A 20,404-nucleotide genomic window follows, 5' to 3' on the forward strand; every position below is an offset into this window, starting at 1 on the left:
TCCTTTTACGTCAAACGGACAACTGGTCATGCATGACATCCCCCCTCGTAAAATCAAAACCGGTGGCGACCCGCGCACGTTAGCGGATTACGCCGCTCTGCGCGATGAACTGAGTAAGCTCACACATCCCGCGCGCCCGGATGTGAACTGGCGATATGTTGAAAAACGCTGTCTCTCACTGTTTGAGCAGAACGGTGTGGAACTGCAGACGGCAGCCTGGTACACGCTGGCCCGAACGCAACTGGCCGGACTGGTCGGCCTTAATGAAGGACTTGCGATACTCGACGCCCTGATAAGCCATCAATGGGGGACGCTGTGGCCGCAGCCCGTCCATGCCCGCATGGAAATCCTCAGCAGTCTGAGTCAGCGTTTGCAGCAACGGATGCGTTCGCTCCAGATCAATTACAGCGACCTCAGCCAGTTGTACCGGGCTGAGCAACGGCTTACCGGTATCGGGGAAGTGCTCAAGCGCCTGGAACTAAAACATCTTAGCCAGCTCGATACTCTGCGTACCTTAATGCACAATTGCGCTGTCCGGTTGGAAAACAGCGATGGGACAACCAGTACAACGGCGACGGTTCAGTCCGGTATAGTATTGCCGGCCACCGTGATGCATGATGCCTCCATGGGGGACCTTGCGGGTAGCTCGTCTGAAAATATGCCAGAAAGCGCAGTGAAGTGGGTGTACGTTGCACAGGCGGAACATCAGGCGAATGTGGACGTTTTGGCGGCAATACCTGCCCCGGTAAAAAAACGGACATCCTTCGCTGCCGGGATGTGCACCATGCTGGTGATAAGTATCGTCGCAGTGTGGAGCTGGCAGTATTTTCACCGGCCTGACCCGCTTCAGGCTCAGCTTGCAGCATCCCTGGCGCCTTTACCTGCAACGCTCACGCCTGAACAACTGGATATGTTGCGTCAGCAATCACTTTCATCACAAACAGTGATAACACAAACACAGCAGCAACTTGCCCGACTGGATAAATTGCCTCCTGACTGGAATATCGCCTTGAGTCGACAGCTTTTGGAACAGGCCAGGGCACTGTGGCCGGAGCAGACAAAACCCCTGATAAAGCAATGGCAGCAACAACTCAATGCTGCCGCGTTGTCGACAGAACGCCTGAATGGCTGGCATCAGGGAATGATGACGCTACAGAAACTAAGTGACAGGTTGAACGGGCTGGATGAGCAAAAGGGAAAATACATGACGATCAGTGAGCTGAAATCAGTAGTTTTTTCCACGATGCAGTTCTTTAATCAATCCATACCGGCTGAAGAACAACTGCGGGCACTGTCACAACATCCTGCGGGGAAACCATTACCTGCTGCTGCCCGGTCTCAACTGGAAATGCATCTGAAACAACTGACAGCCCATTATGCTGAACTGAAACAGCAGACAGAAAAATAAACACAGTGCTAAAAGCCGGGGTTGATTCAGTCATCGTATCGTCCAGCAAAAATAAGGTGGTCGTTTCCGGTTAGTTCTTCCGGTTTCCAAAGGGCGATCAAGGATTGAGTCGATCCTGGTACAGCATGAGGACGCTTCATTTTTATTCTGGCTTTGTGAATTTCCCCGATTTAATTTCTTTGTCACTACTGCTCGAATAAAGCTTTTCAGGGAGTGCTTTGGCTCGTGTGCTTAATGTAACCAGACGAGGTTTTATTTAATTTTTGCCCTTCTTGCGGAATAGGTTACCTCTTCCATTAGTTTACGCCTTGCGGATATCGTCCGAAGTGAATTTTTGAAGTCCACTTATGACCGGTGAGCAAATCGCAGTTTACTCAAACGAGCAGATGGCATGAGTGTTAACTGCATACCGTTACCGTCTGTCAATTTGACAGGTTTATCAGAAGGCTTTGTATTTCTTACTGTTAACTCAGCGAGCGCCATACTAAAAACCCTCTTCTGATGGTCGCTGCATTACCGAACTTAACATACCAACATATGTACCAACTAAACGGCGTAGATTTTGCATTAGGGCGGTGGCGTTAACGGGTAATAAATGGAAGGTAACTTTCTGAAATTAAAGGAGTAAATAGATTTTGAAATACGTAGGTGAGCTAACATCTGGTGTCCCCTGCAGGAATCGAACCTGCAACTAGCCCTTAGGAGGGGCTCGTTATATCCATTTAACTAAGGAGACGCCAGCGCAGTATACCGCAGTTATGCGGCAGGATTCACTACACTGCCGCGCGTTTGCTCATTCTGTCAGCAATTTAGCGTTCTTCTTGTTGCTGCTGACGTTTTTTCTCTGCTTTTCGCCGTTCGGCTTTCACTTTGGCCTGTGCAGCTTCGCCCATATCATTACGGATCTGTGCATGGCTAATCAGGGCGAAAATCAGCGTGCCACCGGTAAGGTTACCCAGCAATGTCGGGATAGCGAAGGGCCAGATAAAATCGGTCCAGGGTACGCTGCCGTCAAATACCAGGTAAAACACCTCAACAGAACCCACCACGATATGCGCCAGATCGCCCAGCGCGACCAGCCAGGTCATCATCACAATCACAAACAGTTTGGCGCCCCCTGCAAAGGGGAACATCCAGACCATCGTGGCGATAATCCAGCCTGAAATCACCGCATTGGCAAACATCTCACCCGGCGTGTGTTCCATCACTTTCATGCTGATATCGGTAAAGGCTTGTCGTGTGGCCTCATCAAAGATGGGCATCTCGTTAAACGCCAGCGCCGCGAATGCCGTGCCGATGAGATTCCCCAACAACACAATGCCCCACAGGCGCAGCAGTAATCCGACATTGCCCATCGTCGGTTTGTGCATTATCGGCAGCACGGCCGTTACGGTGTTTTCAGTAAAAAGCTGCTGACGGGCCATAATGACAATCACAAAGCCAAAGGTGTAGCCCAGGTTTTCCAGTAAAAAGGCTCCGGGTACGCCGTCCAGATGAACCTGAAAAATGCCTTTTGCCATGAGCGACGCGCCCATCGACAAACCGGCCGCAATGGCTGACCACAGCAGGGCCATGCCGTCACGCTCCAGCTCTTTCTCCCCATCCTGACGAATTTCTTCGTGGATAGCGGCAGCGCGTGAGGGAAGGGCATCTTCATTTACCTCGATATCCTCTTTGCCTTCGTCCTTTTCTTCGCTATCAACATCATTTTTGCCCTGATTCATGCTTGATGAAGGCTTCATGTTTTCTCCTGGTAACAGTGCAAATGCGTTATAAGCGTAGACGTTTTTTGGTGTGTGAAAGTGTTTCTGTAATTGCTAACAAAAGTTACAACATTTTAATGGAGCGCGCTTTTTGACCGTTGCGCCACGCGTAAAGCACGAATGTCTACAACAGCCTGAAAAGCGAGAGGCGCGCGGTCTTCGGCAGATTGCAACATTGTGCTATCATTTCCGCCTTATTTGGCTGGCGCGATTTACCCTCCCATGTTGGAAATCATCAATCTGCTTTGTGTTCGTGATGAGCGTGCGCTCTTTGAGGCGCTTACGTTTAGCGTGGCAGCGGGCAACATTGTGCAAATTGAAGGACCAAACGGGGCCGGTAAAACCTCACTGCTGCGCGTCCTGGCGGGATTAAGCGCGCCAGAACAGGGTGACGTGCTGTGGCAGTCGCAGCCCATTCAGCGGCAACGCGACGAATGGCACCGTTCCATGCTGTATCTGGGCCATCTTCCAGGTATCAAAGCGGCACTTTCTCCGCTGGAAAATTTGCGGTTTTATCATCATACGTGCAGCGATGAACAAATTTTTAACGCACTAGCCAGCGTTGAGCTGGCGGGCTATGAAGACGTCGCGGCATCGCAACTCTCTGCGGGGCAGCAGCGTCGCATTGCCCTGGCACGGTTGTGGCTGACCCAGGCAAGGTTATGGATTCTGGATGAGCCTTTAACCGCCATCGATAAAACCGGCGTTGAAACGCTAATCGCCCGGTTTGCCGACCACCTGGGTGGCGGCGGGGCGCTGATTTTGACCAGCCATCAGGCTTTGCCCGGCTGGCGCGGAGAAATAACCAAAATCAGTCTGAAAAGCGTGGAGTGTCATTAATGCTGTTTCGCCTTATTCAGCGTGAGTTGCGTATCGCATTTCGTCGAGGGGCAGAGGTGGTCAATCCGTTGTGGTTTTTCCTGATTGTCATCACGCTCTTCCCGCTGGGCATTGGACCCGAGCCACAGCAGCTGGCGCGCATTGCCCCTGGCATTGTCTGGGTTGCCGCCTTGCTTTCCTCGCTGCTCGCGCTGGAAAGGCTGTTCCGTGACGACTATCTCGATGGAACGCTGGAACAGCTTTTATTATCGCCCACGCCGCTACCGGTCACGGTGATGGGCAAAGTGATCGCCCACTGGCTGGTAACCGGCCTGCCCCTGATTCTGCTCTCACCGCTGGTTGCCATGTTGCTCTCACTGGATATGCACAGCTGGCGGGCCATGGCATTAACGCTACTGCTCGGTACGCCAACGCTGAGTTTTTTAGGTGCCATCGGGGTTGGGCTGACCGTTGGGTTGCGTCGCGGCGGCGTGCTGCTCAGCCTGCTGGTTTTACCCCTGGCGATTCCGGTCCTTATTTTTGCCAGCGCCGCCATCGATGCGGCGGGGCAGGGGTTAGCCATTGGCGGTTATCTGGCGCTGCTGGGTGCCATGCTGGTTGGCAGTGCCACGCTGGCCCCTTTTGCAACAGCGGCTGCCTTGCGCATCACGCTGCAATAAATCATCACGCAACAGACGTGCAGATAAGCACTAATTAAATGTGAGCAATTCATCATGTGGAAAGGATTACATCAGCTGGCAAAGCCTGAACGGCTCTATCAGTTATGCGGTCGGCTGGTGCCGTGGTGCGCCGTGGCCTGCATAGCGAGTTTGCTGCTGGCATGGGTGTGGGGATTTGGCTATGCACCGCCGGATTATCAGCAGGGCGACAGCTTTCGGATTATGTATATTCACGTTCCTGCGGCAATGTGGTCGATGGGCGTTTACAGCGCCATGGCGGTTGCCGCATTCACCGGCCTGGTATGGCAAATGAAAATGGCCGATCTGGTCTCGGCAGCGATGGCACCGGTGGGAGCCGTCTTCACCTTTATTGCCTTAGTCACCGGTTCTGCCTGGGGCAAACCGATGTGGGGCACCTGGTGGATTTGGGACGCCAGATTAACGTCTGAGCTGGTGCTGCTGTTTTTATATCTGGGTGTTATCGCGCTGTACCATGCGTTTGACGATCGCCGGACGGCTGGGCGCGCAGCCGGTGTGCTGATTCTGGTCGGCGTGATCAATCTGCCCATCATTCATTTTTCCGTGCAGTGGTGGAATACCCTGCACCAGGGATCGTCCGGGCTGATGCAGCAGGCGATAGCGCCACCGATGCGCACGCCGCTGCGCTGGGCGATTCTGGGTTACCTGTTGTTGTTTATTACTCTTACGCTACTGCGCCTGCGTAATCTTATCCTGCTAACGGAACGCCGACGTCCCTGGGCGATTGCACTTGCGAACTCAAGGAGCAAGTCATGACGCCTGCTTTTGCCTCATGGCATGACTTCTTTGCCATGGGAGGCTATGCCTTCTATGTCTGGCTGGCCGTCCTGTGTACGGTACTACCCATGTTGGGGCTGGCACTGCACGCGCTGCTGTCGCATCGTCGTCTGCTGGCTGACATTCGTCAGCGTGATGCCCGGGAGCGCCGCCTGCGTGCGGCCAGACGTCAACATGCCAGTGAACCGACAGGAGAGGAAAAGTGAATACCCGTCGTCGTCATCGTCTGTATGTTGTGCTGGCGATACTAACCGGACTTGGGCTGGCCACGGCGCTGGTGATGTATGCGCTGCGGTCCAATATCGATCTGTTTTACACGCCGGGTGAAATTATCAATGGCAAAGGCGAAGCGCATATCAGACCTGAGCCTGGACAGCGCCTGCGCGTGGGCGGCATGGTGATGCCCGGCAGCGTGACACGCGATCCCCAAACCCTGGCCGTCGCCTTTCAGCTTTATGACGGCAGCGCCGTGGTCAGCGTTAACTTTGTCGGCATCTTACCGGACTTGTTTCGTGAAGGTCAGGGCGTCGTAACCCAGGGCGTTCTTGAACCCGGCAATCTGATTAACGCGAAAGAGGTGCTGGCGAAACATGATGAAAACTACACGCCACCCGAAATTACCATGGCAATGAAGCCCGCACCGCAAGGGCAGGAAGCCGTGAAACAGCAGGCAGGGAACACACCATGATGCCAGAAGTGGGCAGTTTTTTACTCTGTCTCGGCTTAGCGCTGGCGCTTCTGCTCAGCGTTTATCCACTGTGGGGCGCATGGCGTCAGGACGCGCGTTTAATGGCAATGGCGCGCCCGCTTGCCGCCGGTTTGTTTGCCTGCATCGCGGGCGCATTTATGCTGCTGGTATGGGCCTTTATCGTTAATGATTTCACCGTCAGCTATGTCGTTAACAACGCCAATACGCTCCTGCCGGTGTATTACCGCATTGCCGCGACCTGGGGCGCGCACGAAGGCTCGTTGCTGTTGTGGGTGCTGCTGCTCAGCAGCTGGACGCTGGCCGTGGCAATATTCAGCCGTGGTATGCCGCAGGACGCGCTGGCCCGTGTGTTGTCAGTGATGGGGATGATTAATCTGGGCTTTTTGCTGTTTATTATCCTCACCTCAAATCCGTTTAGCCGGACGCTCCCCGATTTTCCTGTAGACGGTCGCGATCTCAACCCAATGTTGCAGGATATCGGTCTGATTTTTCATCCGCCACTGCTGTATATGGGTTATGTCGGCTTCTCCGTGGCCTTTGCGTTTGCCATCGCCTCGTTAATGGCGGGACGGCTGGATACGGCCTGGGCCCGCTGGTCGCGCCCCTGGACCACCGCCGCCTGGCTCTTTCTCACCATCGGCATTGTGCTGGGTTCAGCCTGGGCTTATTACGAACTGGGCTGGGGCGGCTGGTGGTTTTGGGACCCGGTGGAAAACGCGTCCTTTATGCCGTGGCTGGCGGGCACCGCTTTGATGCATTCGCTGGCGGTCACGGAAAAACGCGGCACCTTCAAAGCCTGGACGGTGTTGTTGGCCATCACCGCGTTCTCACTGAGCCTGCTCGGCACCTTCCTGGTTCGCTCTGGCGTGCTGGTGTCGGTGCACGCGTTTGCCTCCGATCCTGCGCGCGGCATGTTTATTCTGGCATTCCTGGTGATTGTGATTGGCAGTTCACTGCTGCTGTATGCCATTAAAGGCGGACAGGTGCGCAGTCGGGTGCAAAATGAACTCTGGTCGCGCGAATCTTTCCTGCTGGGGAATAACGTACTGTTGATTGCGGCCATGCTGGTGGTGCTGCTCGGTACGCTGTTGCCCTTAGTGCATAAGCAATTAGGCCTGGGCAGCATTTCGGTAGGCGAACCCTTCTTTAATGCGATGTTTAGTTGGTTAATGGCCCCGCTGGCATTGATGCTCGGTATTGGGCCGTTAGTGCGCTGGCGACGTGATGAACCGCAAAAACTGGTGCGCCGTTTGCTGTTAGCGCTGGTCGTCACGCTGATCGCGTCCGTGCTGCTGCCCTGGTGGTTACAGGATCGTGTTGAAGCCATGACGGTGGTGGGATTACTGATGGCGGTATGGATCATCGTGTTGACCCTGATGGAGCTGCATGAACGCGCCACCCATCGTCACCGTTTTTTCACCGGATTACGTCATCTTTCGCGCAGTCACTGGGGCATGGTGCTGGGACACCTTGGCGTGGGCGTCACCGTGATTGGCATTGCGTTCAGTACTCAATACAGCGTTGAGCGCGATGTAAGAATGAAAGCAGGGGACAGCGTCGATATCCATCACTACCATTTTGTTTTTCGTGATGTTCAGGAGTTACAAGGCCCTAACTACAGTGGCGGCGTCGCAGTCATTGATGTTTCTCGCAAGGGCAAGCCGGAAGCCATCTTGTATGCCGAAAAACGCTTTTACTCTGCTGCGCGTACCATGATGACCGAGGCGGCTATTGACGGGGGTTTTACCCGTGATCTTTACGCTGCGCTGGGTGAAGAGCTGAATGACGGCAGCTGGGCGGTGCGTCTTTATTACAAACCCTTTGTTCGCTGGATCTGGTTTGGTGGGTTGTTCATGGCTGTCGGCGGCCTGTTCTGTTTACTGGACCCCCGCTATCGCTCGCGCAAGAAAGCCGATCCTGAGGCGCAGGCATGAAAAAAATTCTGTTTGTTCCGCTGGGATTATTTTTACTGCTGGCAGCCGCCCTCCTGTGGCAACTGTCACGGAATGCTGAAGGGGACGATCCTTCCCGGCTGGAGTCAGCTCTGATTGGCCAGCCCCTGCCCGTTTTCAGGCTGGAGGCGCTGGATAAACCGGGTCAAACCTATAATCAGCAGACGCTGATTACCGGTAAGCCGCTGTTGCTGAACGTCTGGGCGACCTGGTGTCCAACCTGCCGCGCCGAGCATCGCTATCTTAATGCGCTGGCAGAGCAGGGCGTCCGTGTTGTAGGGCTGAACTACAAAGACGATCGCCAAAAGGCGGTGACCTGGCTGAATACGCTGGGGAATCCTTATGCGCTCAGCCTGTATGATGGTGACGGAATGCTGGGCCTCGATCTTGGCGTCTACGGTGCACCTGAAACTTTTCTGATTGATGGCAACGGGATTATTCGCTATCGCCATGCCGGTGACCTGAACCCGCGCGTCTGGCAACAGGAAGTGAAGCCATTGTGGGATAAATATATGAAGGAGAGCGGCGCATGAAATCCCTTGTGATGATGATCTGTGGGCTGCTGTTTAGCGCCAGCCTGTGGGCCGCGATGGATACCTATGCATTTGACTCCGTCGCGCAGGAAGAGCAGTACCGGGACATCACGGCCTCGCTGCGCTGCCCTAAGTGCCAGAACAACAGCATTGCCGACTCCAACGCCATGATTGCGTCAGATATGCGGTTAAAAGTTTACCAACTGATGAAACAGGGACAGAGTCGTCAGCAGATCATCGACTATATGGTGGCGCGCTATGGCCATTTCGTCAGCTACCAGCCGCCTGTCACCCCATCCACCCTGATCTTATGGGCCGGGCCGGCACTGTTTATGGTACTGGGCGCTGCCGTGATCGTGCTGCGTAGTCGTCAGCGCAAAACCCGCAGCGAGCTTGATGATGAAGAACAGCAGCGCCTGGCGGCGATTCTGAAGTCGGACAGGAAAGTATAATGGCGGTTTTTTTAATCACGATGTTGCTGCTCCTGCTGGCGGCCTGCGTGCTGTTTTTGGCTGCAGGCTGGCGACAACGCGAGGCGCGCGGAGATGCGCGTGACAGCCTTAACACACATTTTTATCAGCAACGGTTGGCTGAACTCACTCAGGATGAAGAACAGGGCGTGATTGCCGATCGGGCCGTGATGGAGCGAGAGTTGCAGCAAACCCTGCTCAGTGACATCCCGCCTGCGTCGGAGACCCACGCGCACAGCAGCAGCCGTCGTTGGGTGCTGTTACCCGGCCTTATCGTGTTGATCGTCGTGTCTGTGGCGAGCTATCTCAAAACCGGCGGATTAACGCAGTTGAGTGGCTGGATGCAGATACAGGAAGACTATCCGGCGCTGCGCGCGCAGGTCATGGACCCTCATGCCCGGCCGCTTACCCTGGAGCAACTCTCACGTTTACAGCTCGGTTTGCGCAGCCAACTGCAAAGCGAACCTGATAATCGTGGCGGCTGGGCGATGCTGGGCCGTCTTGGTATGGTACTCAATGATGCCACAACCGCCCGTCAGGCGTTTGAGCGAGCACTCCAGTTAGCACCCAACAATATGGCCTTAAAGCAGGATTATGCCGAGGTACTGACGCGATCGGGCGATCCTCAGGATAACCGCCAGGCCGGGCTGTTGCTTAAGGTTCTGCTTAAACAGCATCCGCAGAATATCCGCACGCTGAGTCTGCTGGCCTATAATGCGTTTGAACAGCAGCAGTATTCGCAGGCCATAGACAGTTGGGAAGCGCTGTTGCACATGTTGCCGGCCGATGATCCTCGTCGCGACGGCATCGCGCACAGCATTGAACAAGCCAAAACAGACGCCGGGCAGCAAAACACACAACTGGCGGTCGACGTGACACTTTCTCCGCAGGCAGAAAAAATGTTACCGCCGGGCGGAGTCATGTATATTTCGGTTACTGACGGTATATCGCCTGTCCCGGTGGCGGTGAAGCGGCTATCGCCCGGCCATTTTCCCGTATCGCTGACGCTGGATGACAGTAATGCCATGTTGCAAGATCGCCGTCTTTCGGCGCAGAAACAGATCCAGGTGCGCGTCAGAATTTCACGCAATGGCCGCGCCAGTCCAGAGCCGGGCGACTGGTTCGGGCGTAGCGCAGTGGTTCCCTGGGATGGTCATCAGCACATTGCCGTGGCGATCGATCAGCAGCAGCCTTAACCGGCTGCTATCTGGCAATGTCTGAATCTGTGAACCGCACGGGAGATATCAGCTATGCTTGCTGCAATGCGCTGATCTACCCGGTGAAACTTGCAGGGTATAAATAACTTACATGCACAGGGAGAAAAAAATGGATCACCGCCTGACCAGCCTGGCCTTGGCCAGTGTGCTTCTGGTTGGTTGTGCCAGTTCAAAGCCTGACGACGACGCGCCTGCAGGGCGTAGCGATCCGCTTGAAGGCTTTAACCGCACAATGTTCAACTTCAACTATAACGTGCTGGACCCGTACGTGCTGCGCCCTGTGGCAGTCGCCTGGCGCGACTACGTGCCCGTGCCTGCACGTGCTGGCCTGAGCAACTTCCTGGGTAACCTTGGCGAGCCAGCCAGTATGGTGAATGCTATCCTGGTCGGCGATCCGCGTAACGCGGGTATCCACTTTACGCGCTTCTTCCTGAATACGGTGCTGGGGCTGGGCGGTTTCATCGATGTCGCCGGTAAAGCCAATCCGGAACTGGCACGTCAGGGATCGCAGCGTTTTGGTACTACGCTGGGTCATTATGGTGTGGGTTACGGTCCTTATGTGCAGTTACCTGGCTATGGGAGCTTCACGGTGCGTCAGGACGGCGGTGACTACGTCGATACGCTTTATCCTGTGCTTGGCTGGTTGACCTGGCCCATGTCGATTGGTAAATGGACACTGGAAGGCATTGAATCACGCGCGCAACTGCTGGACTCGGATGCCATCCTGAAACAGCAACGCGATCCTTACGCCTTTGTGCGTAGCGCCTATTTCCAGCGCTATGACTTCCTGGCGCGCGGCGGCAAGTTGAAGCCAGAAGATAATCCTAACGCTGCGGCGATTCAGGGCGATCTGAAAGATATTGATTCTCAGTAAGCCAAGTCCAGTGAAAAGCCGCCTGTGCAAAGGGCGGCCTCAGGATGATGTAAGGCTGTTACGCTGTCGTCCTGATAACGTTGATGACTGTTGGACAATAAAAAAGCGACACGCAGTGTCGCTTTTTTTATGCGTTTAGCGCATCAGAACTTGTAGTTAAAGCTCGCGCCATACAGCCAGGCTTTACCGCTGGAGTTAAAGGTATAGTTGCCTTCCTGTACGGTGACTTTCTGACCGTGCATGTAAGACACGCCGACGTCTACCGATGCAGCGTCGTTAAACGCATAAGAGGCACCGGCGCTCAGCCACAAACGGTCCTGATCCGGGATAGAGATAGAACGTTTATCTGCCGGAACCGGGCTGTCATCAAAGGCGATACCGCTGCGGAAGGTCCAGTTTTTGTCGTACTGATAGGTGGTACCCAGTGCGATGCGGTAGGCATCATGGAACCCCTCATCTTTGTAAAACAGCGTCTGGCCGTTTGAGCCCGTCGCTTTCAGCTCCTGGAACTGGCTCCAGCTGGTATAAGCCAGGCTATAGTGCACGGCCCACTGCGGTGCCACTTTATGCCAGCCTGAAACTTCCCACATTTCTGGCAGGTTCAGGGTTAGTGACCCCGGAATGGTATTACCGCTTGTGCCAAAAGGTGCACCGGGAAGATTAAAGGCATTGATAGCGGCGGGCAGATTACTTTTGTAATCCCCATCGAAATCGACTTTCACTTCAGAGCGGTAGGTGAAACCGAAACGGTTATTTTCATCCACTTCATACAAAATACCGGCGTTCCAGCCGTAGCCCCATTTGTCACCTTTCAGGCGGGCAATCTGCGTATCAGCCGGAATGCCGAGTGCAGAGAAGGATTCGCCAGCATAACGCTCAATTTTTGCTTTGGCATAAACAGCGTCAAAGCCCACACCGAAGCTGAAATGCTCATTCAGACGATAAGCGGTGCTGAGGTTCAGGTTAGCGGTCATCAGGTCGGTTTTACCGCCGAATCCCCCCGCGGTATAGCCATCATTAAATTCTGTCGCCAGGCCGTAGTTTGAGGTCGCGGATGCGCCAACCCACCATTGATCGTTAATCGGCTGGACGTAATGCAGGTTAGGGATCCACTGATTGGGGGCGATGTTTTTCGCATCCAGACTGCGTCCCGATGGACTTTGCCCACTGATATCGACCTGAGGATCAATATAAACCGCACCGATAGAAAACTCAGGACGATCCATGAGCGCCATGGTTGCCGGGTTACGACTGGCTGAGGCCGCCGTATCACCCATTGCGCCTTCGCCAGAATAAGCGCGACCTAAACCAATGGAAGAAAATTCATTTAACTGAAATCCGGCTGCGTATACGTTAGAGGAAATTAGCGCTACTGCAGCTGCCACGGCTGACTTTGCGAACAGGTTTTTATGGTTCATGACCACAACCTCATGTGAATTATTATTTAACGTTGTGACGTCGCGTAACAAGGAACGGCGGATTGTATGGACTGATGTCAAACGTACATATCAGACCAGTGCGGAGAGTATAGGTCCGACCTGTACACATGTTGCAATATTGTTTTTAAAATATTTCCAATTTGATCGATGAAAATTCGATCTGCTTAACACTTCTCAGGATAAAACGGCAAGAGAGGCAGGATTAAAACTGATCCATATCAAATTTTATTGTGATATTCGTCACTTAGCGCGGTGTGTCTGGCAGCCTGAAAAACGAAGGCGTAAAATTTTTAGCAGAAAATTACCCACCTTATGATGTGTTGTCAGGAGAGACCCATGACTGATGCTTTAAAAAAATGTAGCTCGACAGAAACGGCCGCGTGCTGTTGTGTCGATGTCGGTACGGTGATGGATAATTCGGACTGTACGGCCAGCTGGTCAGAATGGTTTGCCCGGCGTGCCGAGGCGGAAAGTAAACTGGCCCGCCTGACTGAAAAAGCGCGGCAGGTCGAGTCCGAACCCTGCGTTATCCAAGCCAGCATGGTGGAAGAGGCCGACGGCGTGCAGCTTAATATCGATTTCACCTTTAGCTGTCAGGCTGAAACCCTGATTTTTCAACTGGGTTTACGTTAAGGCTTTAGACGCCGCTTCTGTGCGGCGTTTTTCATTTTCGTGTTTCTCATCTCACTTTTCTCCTCCTGATGTTGGCGGCGCCCCGGCTTGTGGTTAACACTGTGGATCAGGTCAGACCTCTTTCGGCAATGATGCCTCGGTCACGATGTACAGGTGAAAACAATGAGCAAAGCGCAGTCACTGCTGACGCGTAATGGCGAGCGCATCGCCATAACCCACGGATTACGTACACCTTTCCTTCGCCAGGCTACGGGTTTTCATGGCATCCCAGCGGTCGAGCTGGGCCGCATGGTGATAAGCGAAATCATGGCCCGCAGTGAGCTTCCGGTCGACATCATCGAACAACTGGTCTTCGGGCAGGTGGTGCAGATGCCGGAAGCACCGAATATTGCGCGTGAGATTGTGCTGAGCAGTGGCCTGAGTGTGAATACCGACGCCTACAGCGTCAGCCGGGCCTGCGCCACCAGCTTTCAGGCGGTGGCAAACGTCACCGAAAGCTTACTGGCCGGTACCATTTCTGTGGGCATTGCGGGCGGGGCTGACTCCTCCTCGGTGTTGCCTGTCGGGGTGAGTAAAACGCTGGCGCGTGCGCTGGTGGACATGAATAAAGCGCGCAGCTTTTCGCAGAAGTTACATATTCTGCGGCGGTTGCGGCCCCGAGATCTGTTACCGGTGCCGCCTGCGGTCGCGGAATATTCCACAGGATTACGCATGGGTGATACCGCAGAACAGATGGCGAAAACGCATGGCATTAGCCGGGAAGAGCAGGACGCGCTGGCCTTGCGATCGCATCAGCGTGCAGCCCAGGCCTGGCAGTCAGGCGTGCTGAATCAGGAAGTGATGGCCGCTTTTGTACCCCCGTGGAAAACGCCCATTGAACAGGATAATAATGTGCGCATGGATGCGAAAGCCGCCGACTATGCCCGACTGCGTCCGGCGTTTGACCGCCAGCACGGTACTGTCACCGCGGCAAACAGCACGCCGCTTACCGACGGTGCGGCGGCAGTCATTTTGATGCGTGAAGGCCGGGCAAAAGAGCTCGGGTTACAGCCGCTGGGCTACTTACGCAGCTATGCGTTTACCGCTATCGACGTCTGGCAGGACATGCTGCTAGGGCCGGCCTATGCTTCCCCTTTAGCGCTGGATCGCGCCGGAATCACGCTAAGTGATTTAACCCTGATAGATATGCACGAGGCGTTCGCGGCGCAGACGTTAAGCAATTTAAAAATGTTCCGTGATGAACGCTTTGCCCGGGACGTGTTAAACCGTCCGCATGCGCTGGGCGAGGTCGACGAGGCGCGCTTTAACGTCTCGGGCGGATCGATCGCCTTTGGGCATCCCTTTGCCGCCACCGGTGCGCGCATGATCACCCAGACGTTAAATGAATTACGCCGCCGGGGCGGAGGGCTGGGTTTAGTCACGGCCTGTGCCGCCGGGGGTTTAGGTGCAGCAATGGTTCTGGAGGCCGAATAATGGAACAGAGCGCTTTCACATTACAGATGCGGGACGATCACGTTGGCGTGATCACCATTGATGTGCCAGATGAAAAGATGAATACATTAAAGGCGGAGTTTGCGGCACAGATTGCGGCGATCATCGCGCAGGCGCGCAAGAACCCGCAGTTGCTGGGGCTGGTGCTGATTTCCGGCAAGCCTGACAACTTTGTTGCAGGTGCCGATATCAGCATGATCGATCGTTGTCGAAACGCCCATGAGGCGGAAGCGCTGGCGAGACAAGGACAGGAGGTGATGGCCGCTATCGCAGCCTTACCTTTTCCGGTGGTGGCAGCGATCCACGGTGCCTGCCTGGGCGGTGGTCTTGAGCTGGCGCTGGCCTGTAACACGCGCATCTGCTCGCTGGATGATAAAACCCGCATCGGCCTGCCGGAGGTACAGTTGGGATTACTGCCGGGCTCGGGCGGTACCCAGCGTCTGCCTCGCTTAATCGGCGTACAGAAAGCGCTACCGCTCATTCTTACCGGTAAAAATCTGCGAGCAAAACAGGCGAAAAAGCTGGGCATTGTGGACGATGCCGTGCCGCAGGCCATTCTGCTGGATACCGCCATTGCGCAGGTAAAAAAAGGAAAATTCCGCAGAGCGCCGCTGCCATTGCGCGATCGACTGCTGCAAGGCCCGGTGGCTCGCCAGGCGCTGTTCGCGCTGGTCAGGCGTGAAACCGACCGTAAAACGCAGGGTAACTATCCTGCGGCACAGCGCATCATCGAGGTGGTACGCATCGGCCTGGAGCAGAACAGCCAGGCCGGTTATGCCGCCGAGGCGCGCGCGTTTGGCGAGCTGGCGATGACACCCGAGTCGGCCGCGCTGCGCAGTCTGTTTTTTGCCTCAACAGCACTGAAGAAAGAGAACGGGACCCGTGCCGAACCACGACTCATCCAGCGGGTTGGGGTTTTGGGGGGCGGACTGATGGGCGGCGGGATCGCCAGCGTCAGCGCCATCAATGCCGGGTTGCCGGTGCGCATCAAAGACATCAGCCTGCAAGGCATCAACCATGCGCTGCAAACCAGTTGGGCGCTGCTCGGTAAAAAAGTGAAACGTCGGCAGTTAAGTCCGGCGCAGCGTCAGCAGCAGATGGCACGCATCAGCGGCGGCACCGATTATCAGGGTTTTGCTCACCGCGATATGGTCATTGAGGCGGTGTTTGAGGATCTGGCGCTTAAAAGGCAGATGGTGGCCGACGTCGAGGCGCATTGTCAGCCTGATACGATCTTTGCGTCTAACACGTCATCGATCCCTATTGCGGAGATTGCCGCGACGGCCCAGCGTCCGCAGAACATCATCGGTCTGCATTACTTTAGTCCGGTAGAAAAAATGCCGCTGGTGGAGGTGATTCCGCATGCGACAACCTCACCTGAAACGCTGGCCAGCACGGTCACGCTGGCACGGAAACAGGGTAAAACGCCGATAGTGGTGGCGGACAAACCGGGCTTTTACGTCAACCGTATTCTGACGCCTTACATCAACGAAGCCATGCGCTGTGTGGTGGAAGGGGAGCCGATCGATCACATCGATCGGGCACTGGTGAAGTTTGGTTTCCCGGTCGGGCCCGTTCAGTTACTGGATGAAGTGGGGATTGATGTCGGCAGTAAAATCTCCCCGGGGTTACAACAGGCTTATGGCGAGCGGTTTGCTGCGCCTTCTGCGCTGGATGCGGTGATTCAGGACGGACGCAAAGGGCGTAAAAACGGTAAGGGGTTTTATCTGTATGGATCGTCGCGATTCGCGCGCAAAAAAGTCGATCCCGCGGTGTACAGCTTATTGAAGCGTAAACCGGTGAAGACGCAGAGTGGCGCGCAGATTGCCGAGCGTTGTGTGTTGATGATGTTAAACGAAGCGGTGCGCTGTCTGGATGAGCAGGTTATTCGCTCGCCGCGGGACGGTGATATCGGTGCCGTGTTTGGCATTGGCTTTCCGCCGTTCCTGGGAGGGCCGTTTCATTACATTGACAGGCTGGGCGCAGCAGAGATTGTGAGCAGATTAACGCGGCTTGAGCAGCAATACGGTGACCGTTTTGCGCCCTGTGAGGCATTGCTGCGCGCAGCGGAGCAGCAGACAAAGTTTTACACTTCTTCATAAATACGAATACCCATCCTGATTCAGGGGGTTAGAAACGCGCCGCACAAGCGTGAGGCGCTACACGAATCTGACAGGTGCTTATTTAATAAACAACCGGTTGACTATACTGAAGTCATTAGGGTACAACACGACGTTCATTCGCAGAATGAAGCGCCTGACGCGAATGCATCAGGCGATGTCGACAAACTACAGCGGTGCTTTATGCAAGTTTTTATCATGCGTCACGGCGATGCGGCTCTTGAGGCTGCCAGTGATTCGGTCAGGCCTTTAACGCTTTGTGGATGTGACGAATCACGTCAAATGGCAAACTGGTTAAAAGGTCAGTCTGTTGACATTGAACGTGTACTGGTCAGTCCTTATCTGCGTGCGCAGCAAACGCTCGCCACGTTTCGTGAGGCCTTTCCTTTGCCAGACGGTGAGGATATTTTGCCGGAACTCACGCCCGGCGGCGATCCCGGTCTGGTGGGATGCCATTTGCAGGCGCTGGCCAATGAAGGGGTGAAATCGGTGCTGGTGATCTCTCACTTACCGTTGGTGGGATACCTGGTGTCGGAACTGTGCCCCCAGGAAACACCGCCAATGTTTGCCACTTCTGCAATCGCCTGCGTTGACTTCGATCCCGCTGAAAGCCAGGGCACATTGCTGTGGCAGATTAGCCCGAAAAAACTGGCGAAAGCCATGTAATGATGTCGGGCCATAAAATGGCCCGAACATGCATGAATCCTCAACGGAACAACCATCCCGTCAGGCTTTTCCCGAACAGATTACGCAATCACAAAACGTGATACCGAGCCTGCCAGCGTTTGTGCCTGGTCATGAAGCGCACTGGCCGCCGCAGAGGACTGTTCCACTAACGCCGCGTTTTGCTGCGTCACGTTATCCATTTCAACGATAGCCACGCCCACCTGCGCAATGCCGCGGTTCTGCTCTTCAGATGCCTGAGAAATCTCGTTCAGTATCTCTGTCACATTGCTGACTGAGGTAACGATTTCACCCATGGTGTTGCCTGTCTGACTGACCAGTTGCGAACCCGCGCTGATACGGGCAACCGAATCCTGAATCAGCGTTTCGATTTCTTTCGCGGCTAACGCGCTGCGCTGCGCCAGGTTTCTCACTTCACTGGCGACGACGGCAAAACCCCGACCCTGTTCGCCGGCCCGTGCCGCTTCGACCGCAGCGTTCAGTGCCAGAATATTGGTCTGAAACGCGATGCTGTTAATCACGGAGGTGATCTCCGAGATTTTTCCTGAGCTGGCAGAAATTTCATTCATCGTGCTGACCACGCTGGTAACCAGTTGTCCGCCACGGCTGGCCGTGTCGAAGGTTTCCTGCGCCAGTCTGCTGGAATGATGAATATTATCGGCATTCTGTTTTACGGTGGATGTCAGCTGCTCCATGCTGGCTGCCGTTTGCGCAAGGGCGGCCGCCTGACTTTCCGTTCGCGCAGACAAGTCATTATTCCCGGAGGCGATTTCTGCCGACGCCTGACTCACGCTGGTAACGCCGCTGCGGATACCGCTGATAATCCGGCGCAGTTCATCACTCATTTCACCTACCGCATGCATGAGTTCGCCCAGTTCATCCCGGCGAGAGGTGTGCATCACGGTGCTGAGATCGCCACGTGCCATTTGTCGGGCAATATGCAGAAGCTCAGATAAGGGACGCGTCAGCTGGCGGGTAATAAACAGCGCAATAAGAATACCCGCAATGATGGCACCAATAACAATGGTCGCCATCAGCCAAACGGCTTGTCTGGCATCGTGATTAGTGGCGTCCAGCTGTTGGGTGAACAACGCATTGCTCATATCGGTCAGGGTTTTGCCTGCCGCCGCCAGTTCGGCTGTGGCCTCTTCGCCCGCTTTTACCGAGGCCATCATCGCGCTGATATCCGCTTGTTTTGTCACGAGCTGTTCACTGATTTTGTCGATTGCTGCAGCGTCTGCGGGGGTAAGCCGAGATTTGATCTGCGCAATAAGTCCGACGGTTTCAGTGAGGAAGCTGCTGAGCACATTGCGATCTTCATCTTTATGCTCAAGGCCAAAGAGTTTCACCCGCACCGCTACGCCGCTCAAATGCTTATTGATCTCCTGCAACGCGGCGGCGGTCTGCGCGTCACCGTTATTGCTTGCGGCGAGCTGACCAATAGCACGCATCTCATCAGCCACGGAGAGGTTCGTCAGCGCCTGCGTACCGTCACGGACGGCCTGCACGGTACCGGCCCGTTTCTGCCGGTAAGTGGCAATGGCCGACGGCATCGCGGTAATCATTGCCTGCTGACTGTCATCCCAACGAAAAACGCCCAGGTTTTTCAAGTTCTGATCTACCTCTTTCAGCATGTCTTCGTTCAGAACGATGAATTTTTCATCATGTGTTTTAACGAATTGCAGGCGGGCATCTTTGGCCTGTGAAAACCGGTCATTGACGCTTTTAAGCTCCCTGAGCTTTTCGGCCCGCACGCTAATGTCATTCAGATTTTTAATGCCGCATATCGCGACAGCCAGACTCAACAATAAAATAAGCCCAAAACCGAGCGTGAGCTTTTTGCCCACTTTTAAATTCTCAAAAAAATTACTCAACCCGCTCATTCAAAAAGTTCCCTTGGTCAATGTGCCAATAATGTTCAAACGTAATATGCCTAAATGCCTGAACGTTATCGGCAGCGGGAAAATTGTATTCAGTATAAATAGTTTCTTAAGCAAATAGTCTGCGTCAGCCTGAACAGAAATCAGCAGAACGCCCGGACAATAAGGGGCGGAATGACGCGTGATAAGGGAAGAAGGTGTAACGCAGTGGCGCGGATTCCCCCGGCAAAGGGGGAACAAGCGGGGCGGCAGGGCAAGGGGCTTAAGACGTTTTTCTGCCTGAATATCAAGGCAATTCTGGCGGTTGCCACTCTTCAATTTCAATAAGAACTAATAACGCGGCATCGCCGCCAAACATTTTGGGTGCCTGGTGAAAGGCCATGACCCAGGGATGCTGGGCCAGCCACAGTGGCGTTTGTTGCTTTAAAATATGTTTACCATGTCCGGTCATCACGCTGGCACAAAAGAGGTGTTCGCGACGACAGGCGGCAATCAACGCGCCTAACTCCTGCTTGGCTTGCATCTGGGTCAGCCCGTGCAGATCAAGAAAAATCTCTGGCGTGTAGTCACCCCGGCGCAGCTTCTTCAGTTCAAAATGGCTCACGTCGGCACGAACATAGCGCGTTGCCCCTTCAGTGGACAGCAGCGGCTGGAATTCATCTGAAAAGTAGTGGCTGTTATCCGCTTGTTCAGACAGCAGTCTTTTTATTGGGACTTCCCGGGTTTTCACTGCCGGTTTGTGCACGATAGTGTCTTGTTTTAATTGACGCGTGCCCGTCATCAACTGGCGAAACAGCGCTTGATCATCCTGGCTCAGGGGGTTTTTTTTACTCATTATTCGTAAATCATATCTGAGGTGGCTGATTAACAGCAGAAGCCGATACCTTACCGTTAACCGTCATTAATTGTCAGCTTT

General features: G+C 54.5%; 19 protein-coding genes and 1 tRNA gene. 15 read left to right on the forward strand and 5 right to left on the reverse strand.

The genetic code is table 11. From position 1 onward, the window contains the following. Window positions 1-28: 28 nt before the first annotated feature. Window positions 29-1,408, forward strand: a complete 1,380-nt coding sequence (locus QNH99_RS07305) for a VasL domain-containing protein (RefSeq protein ID WP_410517497.1) — start codon at window positions 29-31, stop codon at window positions 1,406-1,408. Between the two features lie 661 nt (window positions 1,409-2,069). Here the strand turns inward: QNH99_RS07305 and QNH99_RS07310 are convergent. Together QNH99_RS07310 and QNH99_RS07315 are read right to left on the reverse strand one after the other, a co-directional pair. Continuing rightward, window positions 2,070-2,144: transfer RNA gene (locus tag QNH99_RS07310), tRNA-Arg, on the reverse strand. A 73-nt stretch (window positions 2,145-2,217) separates the two neighbouring features. Then, entirely contained in the window at window positions 2,218-3,150 is a 933-nt protein-coding gene (locus QNH99_RS07315) for a formate/nitrite transporter family protein (protein ID WP_063880366.1), read from the reverse strand. A 243-nt stretch (window positions 3,151-3,393) separates the two neighbouring features. Here QNH99_RS07315 and ccmA point away from each other — a divergent pair, with 243 nt between their 5' ends. From ccmA to mlaA, 10 genes are all read left to right on the forward strand, one after another. Next, window positions 3,394-4,011 carry a cytochrome c biogenesis heme-transporting ATPase CcmA gene (gene ccmA, locus QNH99_RS07320; RefSeq protein ID WP_410517498.1) on the forward strand — a complete coding sequence of 206 codons (618 nt, stop codon included), beginning with the start codon at window positions 3,394-3,396 and terminating at the stop codon, window positions 4,009-4,011. Continuing rightward, entirely contained in the window at window positions 4,011-4,670 is a 660-nt protein-coding gene (gene ccmB / locus QNH99_RS07325; RefSeq protein ID WP_063880364.1) for a heme exporter protein CcmB, read from the forward strand. The genes ccmA and ccmB overlap by 1 nt, the downstream gene beginning before the upstream one ends. A 54-nt stretch (window positions 4,671-4,724) precedes the next feature. Then, entirely contained in the window at window positions 4,725-5,465 is a 741-nt protein-coding gene (locus QNH99_RS07330; RefSeq protein ID WP_109717628.1) for a heme ABC transporter permease, read from the forward strand. Continuing rightward, complete coding sequence (ccmD, locus tag QNH99_RS07335) at window positions 5,462-5,692, forward strand: heme exporter protein CcmD (protein WP_063880362.1); 231 nt, start codon at window positions 5,462-5,464, stop codon at window positions 5,690-5,692. The genes QNH99_RS07330 and ccmD overlap by 4 nt, the downstream gene beginning before the upstream one ends. Continuing rightward, window positions 5,689-6,174 carry a cytochrome c maturation protein CcmE gene (gene ccmE, locus QNH99_RS07340; protein WP_410517499.1) on the forward strand — a complete coding sequence of 162 codons (486 nt, stop codon included), beginning with the start codon at window positions 5,689-5,691 and terminating at the stop codon, window positions 6,172-6,174. Before ccmD ends, ccmE begins: the two co-directional genes overlap by 4 nt. Beyond that, the gene (locus QNH99_RS07345) at window positions 6,171-8,129 is read left to right on the forward strand and encodes a heme lyase CcmF/NrfE family subunit (protein ID WP_256852701.1); all 1,959 of its coding nucleotides are present in this window, start codon (window positions 6,171-6,173) and stop codon (window positions 8,127-8,129) included. The genes ccmE and QNH99_RS07345 overlap by 4 nt, the downstream gene beginning before the upstream one ends. Beyond that, window positions 8,126-8,680, forward strand: coding sequence for a DsbE family thiol:disulfide interchange protein (locus QNH99_RS07350; RefSeq protein ID WP_063880359.1), 555 nt, complete (start codon window positions 8,126-8,128; stop codon window positions 8,678-8,680). Before QNH99_RS07345 ends, QNH99_RS07350 begins: the two co-directional genes overlap by 4 nt. Beyond that, a complete protein-coding gene (locus tag QNH99_RS07355; RefSeq protein ID WP_256852702.1) occupies window positions 8,677-9,132 on the forward strand; it encodes a cytochrome c-type biogenesis protein in 456 nt (151 codons plus the stop codon). Before QNH99_RS07350 ends, QNH99_RS07355 begins: the two co-directional genes overlap by 4 nt. Beyond that, the gene (ccmI, locus tag QNH99_RS07360) at window positions 9,132-10,346 is read left to right on the forward strand and encodes a c-type cytochrome biogenesis protein CcmI (protein WP_410517500.1); all 1,215 of its coding nucleotides are present in this window, start codon (window positions 9,132-9,134) and stop codon (window positions 10,344-10,346) included. The genes QNH99_RS07355 and ccmI overlap by 1 nt, the downstream gene beginning before the upstream one ends. A 130-nt stretch (window positions 10,347-10,476) precedes the next feature. Continuing rightward, complete coding sequence (mlaA, locus tag QNH99_RS07365; RefSeq protein WP_063880356.1) at window positions 10,477-11,241, forward strand: phospholipid-binding lipoprotein MlaA; 765 nt, start codon at window positions 10,477-10,479, stop codon at window positions 11,239-11,241. 143 nt (window positions 11,242-11,384) lie between these two features. Here mlaA and fadL read toward each other — a convergent pair whose 3' ends face one another. Beyond that, on the reverse strand, window positions 11,385-12,659 hold the full coding sequence (fadL, locus tag QNH99_RS07370) for a long-chain fatty acid transporter FadL (RefSeq protein WP_063880355.1): 1,275 nt from the start codon (window positions 12,657-12,659) through the stop codon (window positions 11,385-11,387). 357 nt (window positions 12,660-13,016) lie between these two features. Here fadL and QNH99_RS07375 point away from each other — a divergent pair, with 357 nt between their 5' ends. The 4 genes from QNH99_RS07375 (at window position 13,017) to sixA (ending at window position 17,590) form a co-directional block, all read left to right on the forward strand. Then, the gene (locus QNH99_RS07375) at window positions 13,017-13,313 is read left to right on the forward strand and encodes a YfcZ/YiiS family protein (protein ID WP_410517501.1); all 297 of its coding nucleotides are present in this window, start codon (window positions 13,017-13,019) and stop codon (window positions 13,311-13,313) included. Between the two features lie 162 nt (window positions 13,314-13,475). Then, window positions 13,476-14,786, forward strand: coding sequence for an acetyl-CoA C-acyltransferase FadI (gene fadI, locus QNH99_RS07380; RefSeq protein WP_241567744.1), 1,311 nt, complete (start codon window positions 13,476-13,478; stop codon window positions 14,784-14,786). Next, a complete protein-coding gene (gene fadJ / locus QNH99_RS07385) occupies window positions 14,786-16,906 on the forward strand; it encodes a fatty acid oxidation complex subunit alpha FadJ (protein ID WP_410517502.1) in 2,121 nt (706 codons plus the stop codon). The genes fadI and fadJ overlap by 1 nt, the downstream gene beginning before the upstream one ends. A gap of 201 nt (window positions 16,907-17,107) precedes the next feature. Further along, on the forward strand, window positions 17,108-17,590 hold the full coding sequence (gene sixA / locus QNH99_RS07390) for a phosphohistidine phosphatase SixA (RefSeq protein ID WP_063880351.1): 483 nt from the start codon (window positions 17,108-17,110) through the stop codon (window positions 17,588-17,590). Window positions 17,591-17,670: 80 nt separating this feature from the next. Here sixA and QNH99_RS07395 read toward each other — a convergent pair whose 3' ends face one another. Both QNH99_RS07395 and smrB read right to left on the reverse strand, forming a co-directional pair. Further along, complete coding sequence (locus QNH99_RS07395) at window positions 17,671-19,491, reverse strand: methyl-accepting chemotaxis protein (protein ID WP_410517503.1); 1,821 nt, start codon at window positions 19,489-19,491, stop codon at window positions 17,671-17,673. A gap of 283 nt (window positions 19,492-19,774) precedes the next feature. Continuing rightward, window positions 19,775-20,323 carry an endonuclease SmrB gene (smrB, locus tag QNH99_RS07400; protein ID WP_096010914.1) on the reverse strand — a complete coding sequence of 183 codons (549 nt, stop codon included), beginning with the start codon at window positions 20,321-20,323 and terminating at the stop codon, window positions 19,775-19,777. Between the last annotated feature and the right edge of the window lie 81 nt (window positions 20,324-20,404).

It is taken from the genome of Pantoea allii, assembly GCF_046529425.1.
GTDB classification, from domain to species: Bacteria; Pseudomonadota; Gammaproteobacteria; order Enterobacterales; family Enterobacteriaceae; genus Pantoea; species Pantoea allii.

Excerpts from the sequence above, each read along its gene's own strand:
- QNH99_RS07305 (WP_410517497.1), top strand. The coding sequence starts at position 29 with ATGCATGACATCCCCCCTCGTAAAATCAAAACCGGTGGCGACCCGCGC.
- QNH99_RS07315 (WP_063880366.1), bottom strand. The coding sequence starts at position 3,150 with ATGAAGCCTTCATCAAGCATGAATCAGGGCAAAAATGATGTTGATAGC.
- ccmA (WP_410517498.1), top strand. The coding sequence starts at position 3,394 with ATGTTGGAAATCATCAATCTGCTTTGTGTTCGTGATGAGCGTGCGCTC.
- ccmB (WP_063880364.1), top strand. The coding sequence starts at position 4,011 with ATGCTGTTTCGCCTTATTCAGCGTGAGTTGCGTATCGCATTTCGTCGA.
- QNH99_RS07330 (WP_109717628.1), top strand. The coding sequence starts at position 4,725 with ATGTGGAAAGGATTACATCAGCTGGCAAAGCCTGAACGGCTCTATCAG.
- ccmD (WP_063880362.1), top strand. The coding sequence starts at position 5,462 with ATGACGCCTGCTTTTGCCTCATGGCATGACTTCTTTGCCATGGGAGGC.
- QNH99_RS07345 (WP_256852701.1), top strand. The coding sequence starts at position 6,171 with ATGATGCCAGAAGTGGGCAGTTTTTTACTCTGTCTCGGCTTAGCGCTG.
- QNH99_RS07350 (WP_063880359.1), top strand. The coding sequence starts at position 8,126 with ATGAAAAAAATTCTGTTTGTTCCGCTGGGATTATTTTTACTGCTGGCA.
- QNH99_RS07355 (WP_256852702.1), top strand. The coding sequence starts at position 8,677 with ATGAAATCCCTTGTGATGATGATCTGTGGGCTGCTGTTTAGCGCCAGC.
- ccmI (WP_410517500.1), top strand. The coding sequence starts at position 9,132 with ATGGCGGTTTTTTTAATCACGATGTTGCTGCTCCTGCTGGCGGCCTGC.
- mlaA (WP_063880356.1), top strand. The coding sequence starts at position 10,477 with ATGGATCACCGCCTGACCAGCCTGGCCTTGGCCAGTGTGCTTCTGGTT.
- fadL (WP_063880355.1), bottom strand. The coding sequence starts at position 12,659 with ATGAACCATAAAAACCTGTTCGCAAAGTCAGCCGTGGCAGCTGCAGTA.
- QNH99_RS07375 (WP_410517501.1), top strand. The coding sequence starts at position 13,017 with ATGACTGATGCTTTAAAAAAATGTAGCTCGACAGAAACGGCCGCGTGC.
- fadI (WP_241567744.1), top strand. The coding sequence starts at position 13,476 with ATGAGCAAAGCGCAGTCACTGCTGACGCGTAATGGCGAGCGCATCGCC.
- fadJ (WP_410517502.1), top strand. The coding sequence starts at position 14,786 with ATGGAACAGAGCGCTTTCACATTACAGATGCGGGACGATCACGTTGGC.
- sixA (WP_063880351.1), top strand. The coding sequence starts at position 17,108 with ATGCAAGTTTTTATCATGCGTCACGGCGATGCGGCTCTTGAGGCTGCC.
- QNH99_RS07395 (WP_410517503.1), bottom strand. The coding sequence starts at position 19,491 with ATGAGCGGGTTGAGTAATTTTTTTGAGAATTTAAAAGTGGGCAAAAAG.
- smrB (WP_096010914.1), bottom strand. The coding sequence starts at position 20,323 with ATGAGTAAAAAAAACCCCCTGAGCCAGGATGATCAAGCGCTGTTTCGC.